18 protein-coding genes are annotated in these 18,322 nt (G+C 47.7%); 11 read left to right on the forward strand and 7 right to left on the reverse strand.

What is annotated here, in order from left to right:
• Positions 1-93: 93 nt before the first annotated feature.
• Positions 94-351 (reverse strand): 50S ribosomal protein L27, encoded by a 258-nt coding sequence (gene rpmA / locus TW77_RS17350; protein WP_010383519.1) that lies wholly within the window; start codon positions 349-351, stop codon positions 94-96.
• Positions 352-370: 19 nt separating this feature from the next.
• On the reverse strand, positions 371-682 hold the full coding sequence (rplU, locus tag TW77_RS17355) for a 50S ribosomal protein L21 (protein WP_010383520.1): 312 nt from the start codon (positions 680-682) through the stop codon (positions 371-373).
• Between the two features lie 358 nt (positions 683-1,040).
• Here rplU and ispB point away from each other — a divergent pair, with 358 nt between their 5' ends.
• Positions 1,041-2,012, forward strand: a complete 972-nt coding sequence (ispB, locus tag TW77_RS17360) for an octaprenyl diphosphate synthase (protein ID WP_046006236.1) — start codon at positions 1,041-1,043, stop codon at positions 2,010-2,012.
• Positions 2,013-2,069: 57 nt separating this feature from the next.
• Here the strand turns inward: ispB and TW77_RS17365 are convergent, their stop codons facing one another.
• A complete protein-coding gene (locus TW77_RS17365) occupies positions 2,070-2,342 on the reverse strand; it encodes an oxidative damage protection protein (RefSeq protein ID WP_046006237.1) in 273 nt (90 codons plus the stop codon).
• A 34-nt stretch (positions 2,343-2,376) separates the two neighbouring features.
• The gene (mutY, locus tag TW77_RS17370) at positions 2,377-3,435 is read right to left on the reverse strand and encodes an A/G-specific adenine glycosylase (protein ID WP_046006238.1); all 1,059 of its coding nucleotides are present in this window, start codon (positions 3,433-3,435) and stop codon (positions 2,377-2,379) included.
• A gap of 130 nt (positions 3,436-3,565) precedes the next feature.
• On the opposite strand from mutY, the gene trmB reads away from it, so the two are divergent.
• The 5 genes from trmB to arcA all read left to right on the forward strand — a co-directional run bounded on the left by trmB (position 3,566) and on the right by arcA (position 8,538).
• Positions 3,566-4,291 (forward strand): tRNA (guanosine(46)-N7)-methyltransferase TrmB, encoded by a 726-nt coding sequence (gene trmB / locus TW77_RS17375; RefSeq protein ID WP_046006239.1) that lies wholly within the window; start codon positions 3,566-3,568, stop codon positions 4,289-4,291.
• Positions 4,292-4,339: 48 nt separating this feature from the next.
• Positions 4,340-5,377, forward strand: a complete 1,038-nt coding sequence (locus TW77_RS17380) for a methyltransferase (RefSeq protein WP_046006240.1) — start codon at positions 4,340-4,342, stop codon at positions 5,375-5,377.
• Positions 5,378-5,564: 187 nt separating this feature from the next.
• Positions 5,565-7,187: an ATP-binding protein gene (locus TW77_RS17385; protein ID WP_046006241.1), complete on the forward strand. Its 1,623-nt coding sequence runs from the start codon at positions 5,565-5,567 to the stop codon at positions 7,185-7,187.
• Positions 7,188-7,192: 5 nt separating this feature from the next.
• On the forward strand, positions 7,193-7,711 hold the full coding sequence (locus TW77_RS17390; RefSeq protein WP_046006277.1) for a YfiR family protein: 519 nt from the start codon (positions 7,193-7,195) through the stop codon (positions 7,709-7,711).
• A 107-nt stretch (positions 7,712-7,818) separates the two neighbouring features.
• Positions 7,819-8,538 carry a two-component system response regulator ArcA gene (arcA, locus tag TW77_RS17395; protein WP_046006242.1) on the forward strand — a complete coding sequence of 240 codons (720 nt, stop codon included), beginning with the start codon at positions 7,819-7,821 and terminating at the stop codon, positions 8,536-8,538.
• 7 nt (positions 8,539-8,545) lie between these two features.
• Here arcA and arcB read toward each other — a convergent pair whose 3' ends face one another.
• Positions 8,546-10,873 carry an aerobic respiration two-component sensor histidine kinase ArcB gene (gene arcB / locus TW77_RS17400; protein ID WP_046006243.1) on the reverse strand — a complete coding sequence of 776 codons (2,328 nt, stop codon included), beginning with the start codon at positions 10,871-10,873 and terminating at the stop codon, positions 8,546-8,548.
• A 272-nt stretch (positions 10,874-11,145) separates the two neighbouring features.
• Here arcB and folE2 point away from each other — a divergent pair, with 272 nt between their 5' ends.
• From folE2 to TW77_RS17420, 4 genes are all read left to right on the forward strand, one after another.
• Positions 11,146-12,066 (forward strand): GTP cyclohydrolase FolE2, encoded by a 921-nt coding sequence (gene folE2, locus TW77_RS17405; protein WP_046006244.1) that lies wholly within the window; start codon positions 11,146-11,148, stop codon positions 12,064-12,066.
• Between the two features lie 144 nt (positions 12,067-12,210).
• On the forward strand, positions 12,211-12,801 hold the full coding sequence (locus TW77_RS17410) for a DUF2726 domain-containing protein (RefSeq protein ID WP_046006245.1): 591 nt from the start codon (positions 12,211-12,213) through the stop codon (positions 12,799-12,801).
• A 123-nt stretch (positions 12,802-12,924) separates the two neighbouring features.
• Complete coding sequence (gene mtnN, locus TW77_RS17415; RefSeq protein ID WP_046006246.1) at positions 12,925-13,632, forward strand: 5'-methylthioadenosine/S-adenosylhomocysteine nucleosidase; 708 nt, start codon at positions 12,925-12,927, stop codon at positions 13,630-13,632.
• 1 nt (position 13,633) lies between these two features.
• Positions 13,634-14,584 (forward strand): cobalamin biosynthesis protein, encoded by a 951-nt coding sequence (locus TW77_RS17420; protein WP_046006247.1) that lies wholly within the window; start codon positions 13,634-13,636, stop codon positions 14,582-14,584.
• A gap of 57 nt (positions 14,585-14,641) precedes the next feature.
• Here TW77_RS17420 and tyrS read toward each other — a convergent pair whose 3' ends face one another.
• A complete protein-coding gene (gene tyrS, locus TW77_RS17425) occupies positions 14,642-15,841 on the reverse strand; it encodes a tyrosine--tRNA ligase (RefSeq protein ID WP_046006278.1) in 1,200 nt (399 codons plus the stop codon).
• 162 nt (positions 15,842-16,003) lie between these two features.
• On the opposite strand from tyrS, the gene TW77_RS17430 reads away from it, so the two are divergent.
• Positions 16,004-17,341 carry a peptidoglycan DD-metalloendopeptidase family protein gene (locus TW77_RS17430; protein ID WP_046006248.1) on the forward strand — a complete coding sequence of 446 codons (1,338 nt, stop codon included), beginning with the start codon at positions 16,004-16,006 and terminating at the stop codon, positions 17,339-17,341.
• 62 nt (positions 17,342-17,403) lie between these two features.
• Here TW77_RS17430 and TW77_RS24415 read toward each other — a convergent pair whose 3' ends face one another.
• Entirely contained in the window at positions 17,404-18,321 is a 918-nt protein-coding gene (locus tag TW77_RS24415; protein ID WP_052713246.1) for a hypothetical protein, read from the reverse strand.
• Position 18,322: the final 1 nt, after the last annotated feature.

The raw sequence follows: 18,322 nt of genomic DNA on the forward strand, positions 1-18,322 counted from the left end.
TGACAGGAATAAGGTTAGAGCAAAATTCAGACTCTGCTCTATAAAAACAAAAAACCCCGCCTAAGCGGGGTTTTTCAGTATTCTTTTTACCGATTACTCAGCAATGATGCTAACGTATTTACGGTTTAAAGGACCTTTCTGCTCAAAAACAACTTTACCGTCTGCTTTTGCGAAGATTGTGTGGTCTTTACCGATACCTGCGTTAGTACCAGCGTGGAACTTAGTACCACGTTGACGAACAATGATGTTACCCGCAAGTACTGATTCGCCACCGAAACGCTTAACACCTAAGCGTTTACTTTCTGAATCGCGACCGTTACGAGTACTACCAGCTGCCTTCTTATGTGCCATCTTTCTGTACCTCTAAAAATTAAGCGCTAATGCCAGTGATTTTAACTTCAGTGAACCACTGACGGTGGCCCATCTGCTTGCGAGAATGCTTACGACGTCTAAATTTAACGATCTTAATTTTCTCGCCACGACCGTGAGATACAACCTCAGCTGTAATCTTACCACCGTTTACGAACGGCGCACCGATCTCGATTTTTTCACCATCAGCTACAAGAAGTACTGAATCAAATTCAATTGATGCACCAGTCTCAACGTCTAGTTTCTCTAGACGAATTGTTTGACCTTCAGTCACACGGTGCTGTTTACCACCACTTTGGAAAACCGCGTACATAATTAACTCCGTCTGTGCGCCCTCAAATCGACGCAACTTAATATTCTTCAATAGGGCGCGAAGTTTACGCTAATGTGCTACTTCGCGCAAGCCCTAGATCGCAAATAAATGAATAAAAAATAGCTAACTTGAGGGCGTAATAATATTTTCATTTATTCTAACGAAAAGGTGTGATAAGCCAAGCTCTTTTTTGCTTTTTACGCACAGGAATTGTGATCACAAACAGACCTAAAGAACAAAAAACAAACAAAAGCACTGATTTTTTAACCTCTCTCACGGCAAGTTATCGAGTCGTGGTGATTTTTAATGTACACTGGCGACTCGAACATCCCTGAATGAGGCTTTAGCTCGGAGCGTTATGGATATCAAAGCGATCCAGAGATTGATTGAGCAAGACATGCTTGCCGTTAATCAACTTATCAGCGACCAAATGCAGTCTGACGTCGCACTGGTTAATCAACTTGGCTTATATATAGTCAATAGTGGCGGCAAACGGATCCGTCCTATGCTGGCACTTTTGGTTGCCAAAGCACTGGGCTACCAAGGCGATAAGCACATTACACTGGCGACTATCATCGAATTTATCCACACCGCCACCTTGTTGCATGACGATGTGGTCGATGAATCAGCTTTACGTCGTGGTGAGCCTACGGCTAATGCCGAGTTTGGTAACGCCGCCAGTGTTTTGGTTGGCGACTTTATATATACCCGCTCTTTTCAGTTGATGGTTGGGCTGGAAAATATGGAAGTGATGCAGATCCTGGCCGACGCAACCAATGTGATTGCTGAAGGTGAGGTGTTACAGCTGATGAACTGTAATGACCCGGACACCACAGAGCAAAGCTATATGCAGGTAATATATAGTAAAACAGCCAAGCTATTTGAAGCCGCTACTATGCTGCCAGCTGTTGTTTTGGAAAAGCCTGATGCAACAAAAGAAGCCCTCAAACTCTATGGTATGCACCTGGGCACAGCCTTTCAGTTGGTCGATGACGTCCTCGACTATAGTGCCAACGCGGAGCAACTGGGTAAAAATATTGGTGATGATTTAGCCGAAGGTAAGCCTACCCTGCCGCTAATCTACGCGATGCGCCACGGTAATGAAGCTCAGGTCATGCAGATCCGTGATGCTATCGCCAATGGTAACGGGCTTGATAACCTGACCGACATCCTGGCAACTCTTGAGCAGACGCAAGCGCTGGAACATACAATGGAGCGTGCCCGTCAAGAGTCACAAAAAGCGATTGAGCAACTTAGCACCTTACCCGAGTCAGAGTACAAAACGGCCCTGATCTCACTGGCTAAGCTGGCGGTTGACCGCAGTTACTAACGCTGTATACAGACATTAAAAAAGGCTGCAAACTGCAGCCTTTTTTAATTGGGGTGATCACCCTTCTTTTGGGCGGTAACCTTCAATCTCAACATCTTTGCCTTCAAACAAGAAACCTACCATTTGCTCTTCAAGCTGCTGACGATGCTCAGGATCCATCATATTTAAGTGCTTCTCGTTGATCAGCATAGTCTGCTTATGCTGCCACTGTTGCCACGCCTCTTTACTGATATTATTGAAGATGCGTTCGCCAACTTCTCCCGGATACAGCTGAAAATCAAGTCCGGGCGCTTCTTTTTGTAACTTTTGACAAAATACGGTACGTGCCATCTCTTTACCCTCTTTAAATTCGTTGTGATTAAGTTTACCCCATTGCCTTTAAGACTTTAACCAACTTTTTAGTTGGTGCCGCTAAGCCTACCTCTGCTGGCTGTGCCAGTGCGTACCAAAGTAAAGGGTTATCGTGAACACAATCGGGGATCGCGCTTAGTTCGACAACGACCGGAGTGATAGTCAATTCAAAGTGGGTAAATATGTGGACAAATGGCGACAGCGTTTGCCGAGCGCCCGAAACCCCCTGCTGCGCCAAAAAGGTCTCAAGCTCTATCAACTCACTAAACTCAAAGAAACCAAACAAGCCACCCCAAATGCCACTGCTGGGACGCTTTTCCATCAGTACTTTATCATCCGCACGAATGATTAAATGATAAGCGGCTTTTTTGGGTTTAACTTTTTTCGGTTTAGAGTTTGGAAATTCCTTCACTCTGCCTTGTTGATATGCCTGACAGCGGCTGACCAAAGGGCAAGCCTCGCAGTCAAAGTTACTGCGACTGCACAGACTCGCCCCTAAATCCATCATCGCCTGGTTGTATTCAGATACACGATCTTTTGGTGTCAGCGCATCTGTAAGTGCCCACAATTCATTTTCGACCTTTTTAACGCCGTACCAGCCTTCCACCATAAAAAAGCGCGCCAGCACACGTTTTACATTTCCATCCAGGATTGGGTGAGGCTGACCCAGAGACAAAGAGAGCACGGCCCCTGCCGTAGAGCGGCCAATCCCAGGCAGCGCCATCACGGCTTCTAACGTTTGCGGAAATTTGCCCTGATATTCATCGCGCACAATTTTGGCAGTTTTATGTAAGTTACGCGCACGTGCGTAATAGCCAAGGCCGGTCCAGTGATGCAAGACTTCGTCTTCGGGTGCATCGGCCAGGTCAATTATGGTCGGGAAACGTGCCATAAAGCGCTCAAAATACGGGATCACAGTCACAACCTGAGTTTGCTGTAACATTACTTCAGACACCCAAACTTTATAAGGGGTCTTTTCAAGTTGCCAGGGCAGCGTTTTACGTCCGTGTAACTGATACCAATCGACAACCTGCTTGGCAAACCACTGGGCTTGCTCATTATTTACTGTCATTGCGAGACTCTGCTTTTACTTGCTAATACACGCGCCAGTGTATGAAGCTTTTTTCAAAGGTCAAGCTCTTGTACTTGGCGCTGCGAATAGCGATAATGTGCGCCCATTTTTTACACCGAAGATGAAGACCATGAACGAATCGAGTAAAACCGCTCTGGAACAAGCCGAGCAGGAAGGCAAGTACATTCGCAAAGTACGCAGCTTTGTAAAACGTGAAGGCCGCCTGACCAAAGGACAAGCTGCCGCCATTGAGAAATGCTGGGCAACGATGGGCCTGGAGCACGCTCAGGGTCGCCTGGACTTTACTGAGGTGTTCGGCAACGACAATGATGTTGTGGTTGAAATTGGCTTTGGCATGGGTAAATCTCTGGTTGAAATGGCAAAAAACACGCCAGACCAGAATTTTATTGGTATTGAAGTACACCGTCCGGGTGTTGGTGCCTGTTTAATGGAAGCCGACGAACAGGGCGTCACTAACCTGCGCGTATTTGAGCATGATGCGGTTGAAGTGCTGGCAGATTGTATCCCAGACGCTAGCCTGGCAAAACTTCAGCTGTTTTTCCCGGATCCATGGCACAAAAAACGCCACCATAAACGCCGCATCGTTCAGGCCGAATTTGTTGAAAAGCTCCGCGCTAAGTTGCGTATCGGGGGTGTTTTCCATATGGCAACAGACTGGGAAAACTACGCAGAGCATATGCTGGAAGTCATGCAGTCAGCGCCTGGTTTTGCTAACCAGTCTGACAGCAGCGACTATGTACCTCGTCCGGATTTCCGCCCTCTGACTAAATTTGAGCAGCGCGGTCACCGCCTCGGTCATGGTGTATGGGATCTGATGTTTGAACGTACAGCCTAACCTGTCATTGCAACCGGGGCGCCCTGCCCCGTCTTTTGTGGACCTCAGATGCAAAAATTAACCAACCCCAGCTTATTGCTGCTGCGCAACGAAGAAGAGCTGACAGGCCAGCATATTTTGGTGATCAACCACCAGCGTGATGGCTTTTTATCTGAACTAAAACAGTTGGCTGTGCAGGCAACCATTAGCGCCTTCAGCTATGATTTTGCCGCTCATCAGGCTGCGACTAAAATTGCCGGTATTAATAGCTATGTTTCGCACAGCCTGCCTGCGCTCAATGATGTCGATCTGATCATTTATTACTACCCAAAGTCTAAGCCCGAAGCGCAGATGATGTTCGATAATATTCGTGCGCTGTGCTCTGACAAAACTCGCTTACTGGTGGTTGGAGAAAACAAAGGCGGCGTTAAGTCGGCAGAAAAGCAACTGCAAGATAAATGCGAGGCACACTATAAACTAGACAGTGCCAAGCATTGTATTTTATATGAGTTTGCCCAGCTGCAACCTGAGGCCCACTTTGATATTGCCAGCTACCGGCAAACCTTCACCATCGCGGTTGCCGGGCAGCAGTTTGAGGCTGTCAGCGTCCCCGGGGTATTTAATCATGGTAAGCTGGATGTCGGGACCAAATTACTGCTGGAAAATCTCGAGTTGCCCGCCCACGGCAGCATGCTCGACTTTGGCTGTGGTGCCGGAATCATCGCCACTTTTGTATTGAACCAGTCTCCAAAAATTCGCTTCAGCTGCCTGGATGTCAATGCTCTGGCTTTATATGCCTGTGAGCAAACCTTAAACCTGAACGGCCATAAGGCTGAGCTGGTGCTAAGCGATGGGCTGAAACAGCTAAAGGGTCGCTTTGATGCCATTATCAGTAACCCGCCTTTTCATACTGGTATAAAAACTGACTACGACATTGCCGAAGGATTTATTCAAGGGGCGGCTGCTCACATGAATAAAGGTGCGCAACTACATATAGTTGCAAACAGTTTCCTGAAGTATCCTCCGCTGATTGAAGCGCGTTTTGGGCACTGCGATATCCAAGTAAAAAACACCAAGTTTGCCGTTTACCGGGCCCGACTGAATTAAGCTCGGGCCAGCTCAACTTGGCTGTTGGGCTGGCTGTATTGGCATACTCAGAACATTCTGACCCTCCTTTAATTCACAGTCTGCCAGCAAAGCGCTGAATCGTTTCGCAAAATGTGAGCTTTTTTGTGTTCTATACTGCTAAACTAAAGTGAGTGAATAGCATGCAAGCGGGATTTGTGGTCTCCCAATGGGTAAATACGCAACAAAAACAAGTATAAGAAAAGTGCTGATCAGTGCCGTCATGCTAGTAACGGCGCTGTCTTTGTCCTTGTCTATCTCAATTTCAACCTATCTCGACGTTAAAAAACAAAAGCAGCTGATCATCAACAAGCTGGAGATGATCGCTGAGATCATTGCATTTAATGCTCAGGTAACGCTGATTTTCGACGACAGAAAAACCGAAGAAAAGCGCCTCAAGTCGTTCGATAAAGTCGACCTGGTCAAGAACATTCACATCTATGCGATCGATGATGTGACTAATCGGCCGGTCTTCTTTACCAGCTATAACGCCAGCAAGACTCCGCCGGTTCCACTCAAAGTCAATCAGATAGAGGAACTCAGAACACCGAAAATATCGGAGGACTACATAGAGCTGATCCTGCCCGTTGAATACGAAGGTAATATAGAAGGCTATGTTTATCTGCGCGGTGGTCTGGAGCATCTGGCTGAATACATCAACAGAAAAATCCTGGTCGATATCGCGTTAACTCTGTTTGTGCTGGTGCTGGTGATGTTTGTTGCCCGGGGGATCCAAAAGCGCATTGCCAGCCCGATTGAAACGCTCTCTGTTCTGTTGCAGGACGTGTCGAAAAATCACAACTACGCCACCCGGGCGGAAAAAAGTGACATTGAAGAAATTAATATCCTCGCCAATAACCTCAATATCATGCTTACCCGCACGCAAAATCAACTTGAGCGCCACCAGGCTGATAAACAAGAGATCAAACAGCTTAACCAGAGCCTGGAAGAAAAGGTCAATCAACGCACCATAGCGCTCAGAGAGGCAAACCAGGAGTTGCTCAATACACTCGAGCGCATGCATCAGTACCAAAATCAAATCGTTGAAAATGAGAAAATGGCTTCACTGGGCCAGATGGTTGCAGGCGTTGCACACGAAGTTAATACACCCATAGGCCTGGGTGTAACAGGCTCAACCTTGTTGCGCGATAAACTCAGTGATATCGAAGTCGCCTTCCAGCAAAAAACGCTGACCTCAAAACAGCTGGAGCGCTTTATCAAAGAAGGGATCGAAAACCTGGATCTGATTTATCGAAACCTCAACCGTGCCGCAGATCTGATCTCAAGCTTTAAGAAAGTGGCGGTCAGCCAGGACATAGAGATCAATTCAGATGTCAACATCACTAAATTGCTCAGTGCAGTCATGGGGGCGATGCGCACAGAGCTGGAAATGAAGTCACCTCAGATTGACATTGACTGTCCACAAGAGCTTACCATTAGAAGCAAATCAGGGTTGCTGCAGCAGGTGTTTGAGCAACTGTTTTCAAATTCACTGTTACACGGCTTTATGAGCAACGAAAATAACGAAATTGCTATAAAAGTGAACCGCGAAGAATCGCAGTTAACGATTGTGTACAGTGACAATGGTGTCGGTGTACCAAACGCCATCAAAAAGCGTATCTTTGATCCATTTGTTACCACTCGCCGGGGAGAAGGTGGTAGTGGTCTGGGCATGCATTTGGTATACAACTTGGTCACTCAGGCGCTGGGTGGCAGTATCACACTGCAGGAAGATTATAAATCAGGTACGCAATTTGTGATCAGCTTACCTCTGAAAGGAGGTTCGCAGTGAGATATATGTACCTATTTATTTTTTGCTCTTTTGCGTTTTTTCCTACATTTTGTTTCGCAAAATCGCCCGAAGAGATCCGTTCAGCCTTTTTATATCAAATGGCAAAGTTCATTGATTTTCCAGAGCAAAAAAATAAGAAAACCACTCGTTTTTGTTTTTATGACATCACAAGCGGACCAGGTGCTGTTTTATATAGTAACCGTACCCTAAAAATACGTTTAAAGCCGATTGAAATAATCGAAGTGAAAAAGTCTGAGTCACTTCGGGAACTTTCCCAACGATGTGATATCACATACATTGATGAAACATTGGAAGATGATATACTGTCCGCTTGGACCGATACAATGGCCCTAAGTATGGTAACTGTGGGCGAAAGTATCGAATTTTTGGAAGGGGGTGGGATTGCGTCCTTGGTCCAGGAAGGGAGTAAGATAAGGCTTTATATAAACAAGCAAGAAGTCACTCAGCACAACTTTAAAGTGCTTTCACGGTTGCTTGCCGTCTCCAAGTTTTATCCTAACTGATTTTACTTGTTAACAATTGAATATACTCCTATAATCGTTAACATTCGGTTTTATTATATAACGCCGAAGTTTTTGTAAATACAATATTCCGAAAAGGTTAATTAATAATGCAAACGCCAGTCATTCTAATTGTTGAGGATGAAGACGTAACTCGACTGAACCTCGTTAGTTTATTTGAAGCCGAAGGTTATAAGGTAATTGAAGCCATTGATGGCGATGATATGCATGAAAAATTGACATCGAACGATGATGTCAACTGTGTGATCATGGATATTAACCTGCCTGGTAAAAATGGCCTTATCCTGGCTCGTGAGTTACGCCAGAAGAAAAACATCGGCCTGATTTTCCTAACAGGTCGTGACAACGATGTCGACCGTATTTTGGGTCTTGAGATCGGTGCCGACGACTATGTTACTAAGCCTTTCAATCCACGTGAGCTTACCATCCGCGTGCGCAACCTGATCTCTCGTACCGGCTCAAGCCCGGAAGAGTCAAGTATTGACAGCAATGGTGTCATTACGTTTAACGGTTGGGAACTGGATGAAAATAGCCGCTGCCTGACTTCACCAACGGGTGAAGCAAAGCGTTTGCCGAAAGGCGAATACCGTGCATTGCGTCTGATGCTTGACTCACCTGGTCGTATCTTTAGCCGTGAGCAACTGATCAAGCACATGACTGGTCGTGAGCTACGTGCTAACGATAGAACAGTAGACGTAACTATTCGTCGTATTCGTAAGCACTTCGAAACCGACAACAATACTCCTGAACTGATCAGCACCATTCATGGTGAAGGCTACCGCTTCATCGGGAAGATCGATAGCCAATAAGTTTGCGTTACGAGTTTTCAGCGAGTTTTGCAATTAATGAGTGAAGGGCAGCCTGCCCTTCTCTTATTTTCACTTCCAACTCATCCAGCCAATCTGCACGCTGCCCGGTTTCCACCTGAGCCCCTTCAAGTTCCATCGTTTTGGCATGTAACTGTACATTCTGCAAACCGACTGAGCCTGCGGCCCCTTTCAGCTTATGCGCCACCGACACATAGGTCTCGGTATCATCACTCTGGTTTGCTTCATCAAGCTCGTTGCAGTAAGTCGGGTTAAGGCGGGTAAACAGATCACAGCTGCGCTTGAAGGCCTCTATGCCCATGGATGAAACAAAGTCAGTGATGGTTTCAACGTCCAGCAGGGCTTGCTCTTGCTCACTCAATTGTAGCGGCTCAGACTGAGGCGAGGCTTGCTTGTCTTTACTGGTCTCAATACCAAATAGCTCTGCAAGCATCTTATCCAGCTTAGTCGTATTGATGGGTTTGGCCAGCGCGCCCTGAATATCGATCCCCTGTAGCTCTTGCTCGGCACTACGCACGTTGGCTGTCAGCGCAACAATGGGCAGCTCATCAAAATGACTGTCGGCACGGATCTGCCTTGCCACTTCATCACCATTAATATCCGGCAGCTGCATATCTAGCAGGATCAGATCCAATTCATCTTCCGTTTCCACCATCGACAGGGCGTCTTCACCGGTCTCAGCCCACACGACTTCGTGCCCGCGCTGCTCCAGTAAGTTAGTGGCAATTTCGGCATTAAGCGGCACGTCTTCGACCAAAAGTATATACAGGCTACGACCGGCATAGCTCTGCTCGTTAGGGGCTGTGCATAGCTCCAACGGCAACTCAACATCAAAGCGACTGCCCTCTCCTTGCATACTGCTGACATGAATCGTGCCTTTCATGGCGTGCACCAGGGCTTTCGTTACCGCCAAACCAATTCCCGAGCCGATGGCATTATTGCCACTTGCATCAGGCGCTTTGTAATACATATCAAAAATACGGTCTTGCTGATCGGAGGGAATACCAACGCCCGTATCGATAACACTGATAGACAACCAGGGGCCATCTGAGCGGTTTTCACGGCGACACTCCAGCGTAACGCCGCCTCTGTGGGTAAATTTCACCGCGTTGTTGATTAGGTTCCAAAGTACTTGTCGCAGTCGGGTCGGGTCCAGCAAGGCGTAGATATCCAGCATGCCTGTGCGCTTGATATTAAACTCAAGACCTTTTTGCTCCGCAATCAACCCTGCAAAGTTGACCACATCATTAATAAAGTCCGACACATTAATACTGTCCGTCGCGATATCCAGCTGCTCCCTATCTATCTTGTCGAGATCGATAATGTCGTTAAAGATATTGCCCAGGGTTTCAGCACTGGAGAATACTGTGTTACACCAGCTCTTCTGCTGCTTGGTTAGCTCAGTGTCGAGCAGCATGCGCGTCAAACCGACAATACCATTGAGCGGTGTGCGCAGCTCGTGGCTCAAAGTGGCAATAAATTTCCCTTTGTCTTTATAGGCTGTTTCCAGCGCCTGCTCCGCTTCTTTACGGCTGGTAATATCACGACCGAACGCCAGCAAACCAATGTATTCGCCATCATCGTTAATGAAGGGCAGCTTGCGCATCTCAAACCAGCAGTTTTCGTTTGCCACCGGGTATTCTACGTCGACATTAATTGACTGTTGGGTTTCTATCACTTGCTCATCGGTCTGCAACACTCTGGGAATGTCTTGCTCACCAAATACTTCCTGCACAGTGTGGCCAATTAGCTGTTCACTGGTTTTGCCAATGACTTGTTCAAACTTCTTATTACAACCGGCAAATACCCCGCGCTCATCACGGTAGTAAAAGAGATCCGGAGAGGAGTCTACAATACTGCGTAATAGCATGCTCTGTTGTGCCAGCTCTTGCTGAGTTTTGCGTCGCTCAGCTATTTCTTTGCGTAGTTCGGCAATCGCCCGATGCTTCGCATGCAAGGCCATTTTCCGTTCATCTATCTCATTGTTGAGCCGGTTAATGTTGTCTTTGAGTGTCTGGTTAAGTAGTTTTTCTTGTTGTGTAGCAGATTCCAGATACTCTTTTGACGCATCCAGCTGACGCATTGCATAGATGGCAACGGAGAGCAGCAATGGCGAGGTTAATGCGGCAAATATCACCACCGACAACACATTGACCAGCGTGACTTCGCCAAGCGCAACATAGTAAAACATGCACGCCAACACCAGAGACACCACCAGCACAAATGCATAGGCAACCACGCCTGCCCAGCGGTCTCCGTAATTCTTAATCAAATTAGATAAAATTCGGGCCCAGGTCCCAAATGAAGAGTCAAGCATAATAAAATCACCCAGTTAACGCCTTACATTATACCTGACCCAAACGCAGAAGCGAGTGACCAAAAGTCGCAAGCGCTATTGCACAAACCAGAATGACCGCCGCAACCCGCTATTTCTCTGCCTTTTGAAGGTGTTTAGAAAGTCGACCCCAGCGTATGAATTTTTGCACACTTGGGCGATTTTTTTACCAGAAATTTTCCAACGCGCTCGGCAAGTTGTGACATTTTGGTGTAACATGCCCCACCCTAATAGTCGTGATTAAGAGAGTTCAAATGCCAACTTCAATGCCTGACATTGCACATTCTGCGGACGCCTTACAAGAAGGTAAGCTGGACTGGGTCGGAATGGGAAATATCGAGCTACCTTTATTATTATCCAGCAAAGGCATCAATGACACCCCGGTAACCGCTAAAGCGGATGCATTTGTCAGCCTAGACAGGGAAGATGCCAAAGGTATCCATATGTCACGGCTATTTTTGGCACTCGATACCTTATCTTGTGAACAAACACTCACACCAGGCGCAATTCGCTCGGTATTAGACAGCTTTATTACCAGCCACGAAGGGCTGAGTCACAGTGCTAAAGTGACCTTTCATTTTGAGTTGCCGCTGCGTCGTGCATCGCTACTGAGTGGCAAACAGGGTTGGAAAAACTACCCGGTAAGCATTACGGCCAGCCTTACTGACGGCCGGTTTAGCCTGGAGCTGGCTGTTGATGTTACTTACTCATCGACCTGCCCCTGCTCTGCTGCCCTGGCGCGTCAGCTGATCCAAAACGCCTTTGAGCAAAAGTTTGCCGGTCAGTCACTCGACCATGCCAGTGTGCATGCCTGGCTGGGCACCACGGAAGGGATCTTAGCCACGCCACATTCGCAGCGCTCTGTTACTAACATCAAAGTCAAACTAGATGAAAACTGTCAGGCCTTTGACATTTTGGGTCTGGTAAATCTGGTAGAAGATGAGCTAAAAACGCCGGTGCAGGCGGCAGTTAAACGCGAAGACGAGCAAGAATTTGCCCGCCTTAACGGACAAAACCTGATGTTCTGTGAAGATGCGGCAAGAAAGCTTAAAGCTTTGTTTGAAGCAGAAAATTATCAGGACTACTATATAAAGATAAATCACTATGAGTCTTTACATGCACATGATGCAGTTGCATATGCTGTAAAAGGCCTGAAAGACGGCTATCGCGCTTAAGCCAGCAGCGTCCCGCCTTTTCTCAGCTCCGCTCGGCGAAGTACAGATCGCCGAGCAAAATTGATAATCTCCCTCCTTCCACTCACTTTAGGCACACTCTTTGCTTAATAATTTCAAAGTCAAATTGTTGTCGTGGAGTGATTTATGGAACTAACATTATTATCTATTCTGGCGCTGGTCGTTATTGCTTCCATTGTTATTTCAAAATACACGGATACCGGCGGTAATCCCTATCCGTTTAACCGTAAGGATTCAGTGTTCACCACAGTTGAAGCCTCCTTTTTACAGCTATTGGAGCGCTCGGTTGGTGATAAGTTTAAGGTTGTCAGTCGGGTTAAACTCATTGAAATCATCGAGTGCAAGCCTGGATTATCTAAAAAGGCACGCCGTTCAGCCATTACCAAAGCACAAAACAAACAGCTTGATTACGTGCTGGTTGATAAAGAGACGCTCAATATTGTTGCTGCCGTGGACTTGGTCAACAACGCCAACAAAAATGGCCACAAAGCACAAAAAGACTGGTTTGTCAGCGGTGCGCTCGAGTCGGCAGGGATCCCACATATCCGTATGAAAGTGAAAAGTGGCTACAAGAGCGCAGAAGTGCGCGCTGCCATTCTGTTTAAGCTGGGTAAGAAACCGGAGCCACAAGCCAAGCCGCGTAATCGTAACTACAAGCCTGCAGTACTGTCACCTTCTCAGGCCAAAGCCGCTTCTACGCAGCTGGCAGAGATCTAATCCCCCCTATTCGCTGTCGGCCCCAGAGGCTGACAGCAAAACCGCATACTCGCCTAACGTCATATTTTCTAAAGCTCATTTTGATATATAATGAGCAACACAGTTAAAAAATAAGAGAATATTATGAAAATAGGCATTATTGGCGCAATGGAGCAGGAAGTCACCATTCTGCGTGGCGCAATGAAGAACACACAAACCGCAACCAAAGGCGGCTTTACCTTTTACCACGGCGAGCTGGGTGGTCATGAAGTGACGTTAGTTCAGTCAGGTATAGGTAAAGTAGCAGCAACGGTTGCCACCACGCTGCTTATCGATAACTACACGCCAGATTGTGTAATTAATACAGGCTCTGCCGGTGGTTTTGACCCTGAACTAAATGTTGGTGATGTAGTTATCTCATCACAAGTAAAACACCATGATGTCGACGTTACTGCGTTTGGTTATGAGCTGGGCCAGGTTCCCCAAATGCCAGCAGGTTTCAGTGCACACCCGGCTTTAGTCGATGCTGCTCAGCAAAGTGTCGGTGAGCTGACAGACATTCAGACTAAAGTTGGTTTAATTTGTACAGGTGATTCTTTCATGTGCGATCCGGCGCGTATCGACAAAACACGTCAAGATTTCCCGCAGATGCTGGCCGTTGAAATGGAAGGTGCAGCCATCGCGCAGGCCTGTCATGTGCTGAATACCCCGTTTGTTGTGATCCGCTCGTTATCAGACATCGCCGGCAAAGAATCGCCGCAATCGTTCGAAGCTTACCTGGAAATCGCCTCGGTGAATTCTTCTAAGCTGGTGACTGCCCTGTTGGCAAAACTGGATCAGGTTTCGCTTTAAGGTGTTAGCTGAACAACTGCAAGCCCATACGGGCTTGCTGATTTTTTTGCTGGCAACGCTCAGCGCAATCGGTTTCAGGACATCCAGTCTGTATCACCCCAATGTAGTGATGACATTGCTGTTTGCCAACCTGGCTCAAAAGGTTTATCGCCCTCAGTCCCCTGGCAGTTACCAGTGGCTATCCGGCAGCCTGGCATTTGTGCTGCCCATTTTAGTCATCCTGCTGCTGCTCGCCACACTCGGTTATTTGTCTTTCTATCCACAGTGGCTCGGTGGTCTTGTCTTATTTCTGTGTCTTGATATTCAGCACGAGCGCCGTGCCAGGCGTATTGCCGTTTTACTCAAACAACAACAAAAAGCAGCAGCACGTCAGTTACTTGGCGCTATGGTCAACCGGGATGTCGAGAAACTTTCCGTGATGGGCATTTGCAAGGCATGCCTGGATAGCCTGGCACTGCGCGGTATACGGCATTTTTATCTGGTCATTGTGTTTTATCTGATCGGCGGCCCTTTACTGGCACTGAGTTATAAATTAATGCTGCTCTGTGACCATGCCTGGCGCAGCAAAATGCGACCGGATGCGTCATTTATCAAGCCTCTGCAAATAAGCTTGAGTATATTGGAGTGGCTGCCCGTCAGAGGCTTAATCATCATAATGGCTCTGACCCAAAACCTGAGTAAAACTCTCCACTATCTCAAACATTATGGTCAGTTTTACCGACCCGCGGGCTCCGGCTGGATCCTGAGCCTGTTCGCAGCTAACCTCAATACACAGCTGGCGGGGCCTCGCTTTTATCAACAGCAACGCTTTGACAATATGCGCATTGGCAGCGACGCGCCACCCGAAGCCGAGACCATTGACCTGATGCTCAGACTGCTGGCAACCTTGCGCTGGTTTTTCCTGTGCGCCCTGTGTTTGTGCTGGCTTACCGTCAATATTCTCAGCCATTAAAAAGGGCGGCCAAATGGCCACCCCTTACGTTTATGCTTACTTGATTAAAGCAGCCGATCACTCAACGCTGATTTTAGCGAACTTGCGTTTACCTACCTGGTAAATCGCAGTTGAGCCTTTTTCAACGCTCAGCTTAGAATCGGTGACTTTCTCTTCACCATTGAGTTTAACCGCGCCTTGCTTAATCATGCGCATTGCTTCTGAGGTACTGGCAACCAGACCCGCCTCTTTCAACACATTGGTAATGAAAGTCGCTGGTTCCTCAATAGTGATGGTCACTTCAGGGATGTCATCTGGCAGGGCATTTTTCTGAAAACGCTTGATAAAGTCCTGATGCGCAGCTTCTGCGTCTGCTTCGCTGTGGAAACGCGCAATCATTTCTTTGGCAAATTCAATCTTGATGTCTCTTGGGTTACGACCGCCAGCTACTTCTTCTTTAAGACCGGCAATGTCCTCCAGCGACTTGGCACTTAGCAGCTCGTAATAACGCCACATCAACTCGTCTGAAATCGACATCACTTTACCAAACATATCGTTTGGCGCGTCTGTGATACCAATATAGTTACCCAGTGACTTAGACATCTTCTGCACGCCGTCGGTGCCTTCGAGTAACGGCATCATCAGCACAGTTTGTGGCTTCTGCCCTTCTTCTTTTTGTAACTCCCTACCCATCAACAAGTTAAAGCGTTGATCGGTACCACCGAGCTCGACATCCGCTTGCAATGCCACAGAGTCCCACCCCTGCACCAGTGGGTAAAGGAATTCATGGATGGCAATTGACTGGCCGCCGGCATAACGCTTTTTGAAATCATCACGTTCTAGCATGCGCGCAACCGTTTGGCGTGCTGCAAGCTTGATCATGCCCGCACTGCCTAATTTTTCCATCCACTCGGAATTGAACGCGACAGTCGTTTTGGCCGGATCCAGGATCTTAAATACCTGCTCTTTATATGTTTCAGCGTTGGCTAACACGTCTTCACGGGTGAGTGGTTTACGAGTGACATTTTTACCCGTCGGGTCGCCAATCATGCCGGTGAAATCACCGATCAGGAAAATAACCTCGTGACCTAAGTCTTGGAAAGTTTTTAGCTTGTTAATAAGGACCGTATGACCCAAGTGCAGATCCGGGGCTGTTGGATCGAAACCCGCCTTGATCCGCAATTTTTTACCTGACTTCAGCCTTTCCTTTAAATCTTCTTCAATCAGAATTTCTTCAGCACCACGCTTTATCTCTGCCAATGCCGTTTCTATATCCACAGTTGTCACGCCAACCTCACTCCAACAATTTAATCAGTTAATCGCCCGATTTTAGCTTATATTCGGGGCAGTTTAAATGTATAAAAGACTGGTATTTGCGCATTATTACGTATATGCTGCACTATTATTTGCAATAATTCTTGACAGCGGAAAAGGCACGTTATGGTACATGCAGTGCACAAACTCCCAAAAAAACACAAGTTGCTGATCCTGGGCTTGCTGTCAGCAATGGTCGCTATTGCACTCATCCCATCTGAGAAGGCAACAGCCTCCCGAGATCACGACAAAGACGCGCTCGAAGTGGGCAAGCGTTACGAGCTCCCTTTGAATGTCAGTGAGCAACAGCCTGAACTGACAGAGCTCAGCGAAGCGCCAGCTGCTGTTGAACAGCCACTTGCGCCCGAAGCCCCCCAATACGACTTCGTTGATCACCAGGTTCGCAATGGCGACAGCCTGGCGGTGATATTTAAACGCGCCGGATATTCAGCACAAACACTTCATAAACTCGTCAACACCAACGCCGAGACACGCAAGCTCACCAAGATCCACCCTGGTGAAGTACTGAGTTTTGCCAGTGATACGCAAGGTGAATTGCTGCAGCTCAAATATGTGTTGTCTAAAACCGACACTTTGCTGGTCAGCCGCACAGATGAAGGCAACTACGCCACCCGTATTGAGAGCAAAGAAATCGAGACGGTCGAAAAGTCTGCCGGTGGCGAGATCAAGTCCAGCTTCTGGACCGCTGGTATTACCGCGGGCCTGTCTGAGCGTCAGATCATGAACTTTGCCCATATCTTTGGCTGGGATGTCGACTTTGCCAACGATATTCGCAAGGGCGATCAGTTTTCTCTTATCTACGAATCACATTTTGTGGACGGTGAAGAGATAGGCACAGGCAAGATCATCGCGGCTGAGTTTATCAATCAGGGCGAGCGTTACACAGCTGTGCGCCACTCTGACGGTGACTTCTATACTCCAGAAGGCCGCAGCATGAAGAAAGCCTTCCTGCGCGCACCGGTCGATTTTAAGTATATCAGCTCTAACTTTAACCCACGCCGCCTACACCCGGTCACCGGTCGTGTGTCTGCCCACAGGGGAATAGATTATGCCGCCAGAACCGGTACACCTGTAGTATCAGCGGGTAATGGTAAAGTGATCAAGTCGGGCTATAACCGTCTCAATGGTAATTACGTGTTTATTCAGCACGGTAGCCAGTACGTGACGAAGTACCTGCACCTGCACAAACGCCATGTTAAACAAGGCCAGAAGGTCAAGCAGGGCCAGAAGATTGGTACTGTCGGCGCGACCGGCCGAGTTACAGGTGCTCACCTGCACTATGAGTTTTTAGTTAACGGAGTGCACCGCAACCCACGCACCGTCAAGCTGCCTAAGTCGCAACCTTTGCCTGCGGCAGAGCTGGCAACCTTTAAGCCGCTGGCACAGCAGATGCTGGCCAAGCTGGAACGTAATCGTGAGTTGATGTTAGCTTTGAATAATTAAGCTGTGTTCGAGCGTTACAAAAAAGCCACCGTCAGGTGGCTTTTTACGTTATGAGGTTAAGGTTAAGAACCCGTTACCTTCAAATTGAGGAACTTCTCCAGCCCCTCAGGATCGGCTGCCAGCATCTGAACTTGCTGAGAAAAGGTGTTGAAATCCATTGCCTCATCGACAGAAACATTCACCTCTAGGCTATTAAGACCCGTTGCAAAATCGCTAAGCCCCTGCTTGACCTGCTCAGAGACAGGCACCTGCATAAGTTGCATTGCCAGCATATGCTGAAACTGCTCTTTGGTCAGCCCTTTGTTAGCAAGGAGCTCAGTTACCAGCGCATCCAGCTTGGGCTGTCCGGCAATCGCAAAGGTCAGCTTTTGTGGCTGTAGCGTCTGTACCGCTGAAATGAGCTTGCTCTGCATCTGTAATTCCTGCTCCAGCGTCAAATCACCACCTTGCTGCTGCATCTCCAGTGAAGTGGCCATCAACTCGGCGCTGTTGCCCAGGTCAAAATCAAACGTTAGTCCTGCCACTCCCGCCGCATCAACAGATGATTTGAACTGGCTCTTGCCGTTGTCCGGGTTGTAACGTAAAGACGAGGTCAGCGCATAGCTGGTATCAGCCAGGGTGGCGACCTGCTGCTCAAGCTCTGCAGCCAGCACCGGGCTGAGTGTGACGTTCGTCAACTTAACCTCTGTAAACTCACTGATTTTATCGGCTTCATAGCCCTGCAAGCTGAACTCGCCAATGTTGAGCAGCGTCTGCTGCCCAGTGGCTTCTTTGATCACCAGAGACTGAACTTTAACGGTGTTGGTAAACAGATTATAAGATGAGCCCTGGTGCTCGATCAGCAGCTCAGATTGCTCTGCAAATTGCGCGATCTGCTGCTGCACCGCCAATTCTGCCTGCTGATTTGCATATAGATGTGCACCAACAACAGCGGCTGACATGACACCACCTAACGCCAGCATGATCGTAGATTTTTTCATT

Origin of the sequence: Pseudoalteromonas rubra, from assembly GCF_000967655.1 — a bacterium.
GTDB classification, from domain to species: domain Bacteria; phylum Pseudomonadota; class Gammaproteobacteria; order Enterobacterales; family Alteromonadaceae; genus Pseudoalteromonas; species Pseudoalteromonas rubra_A.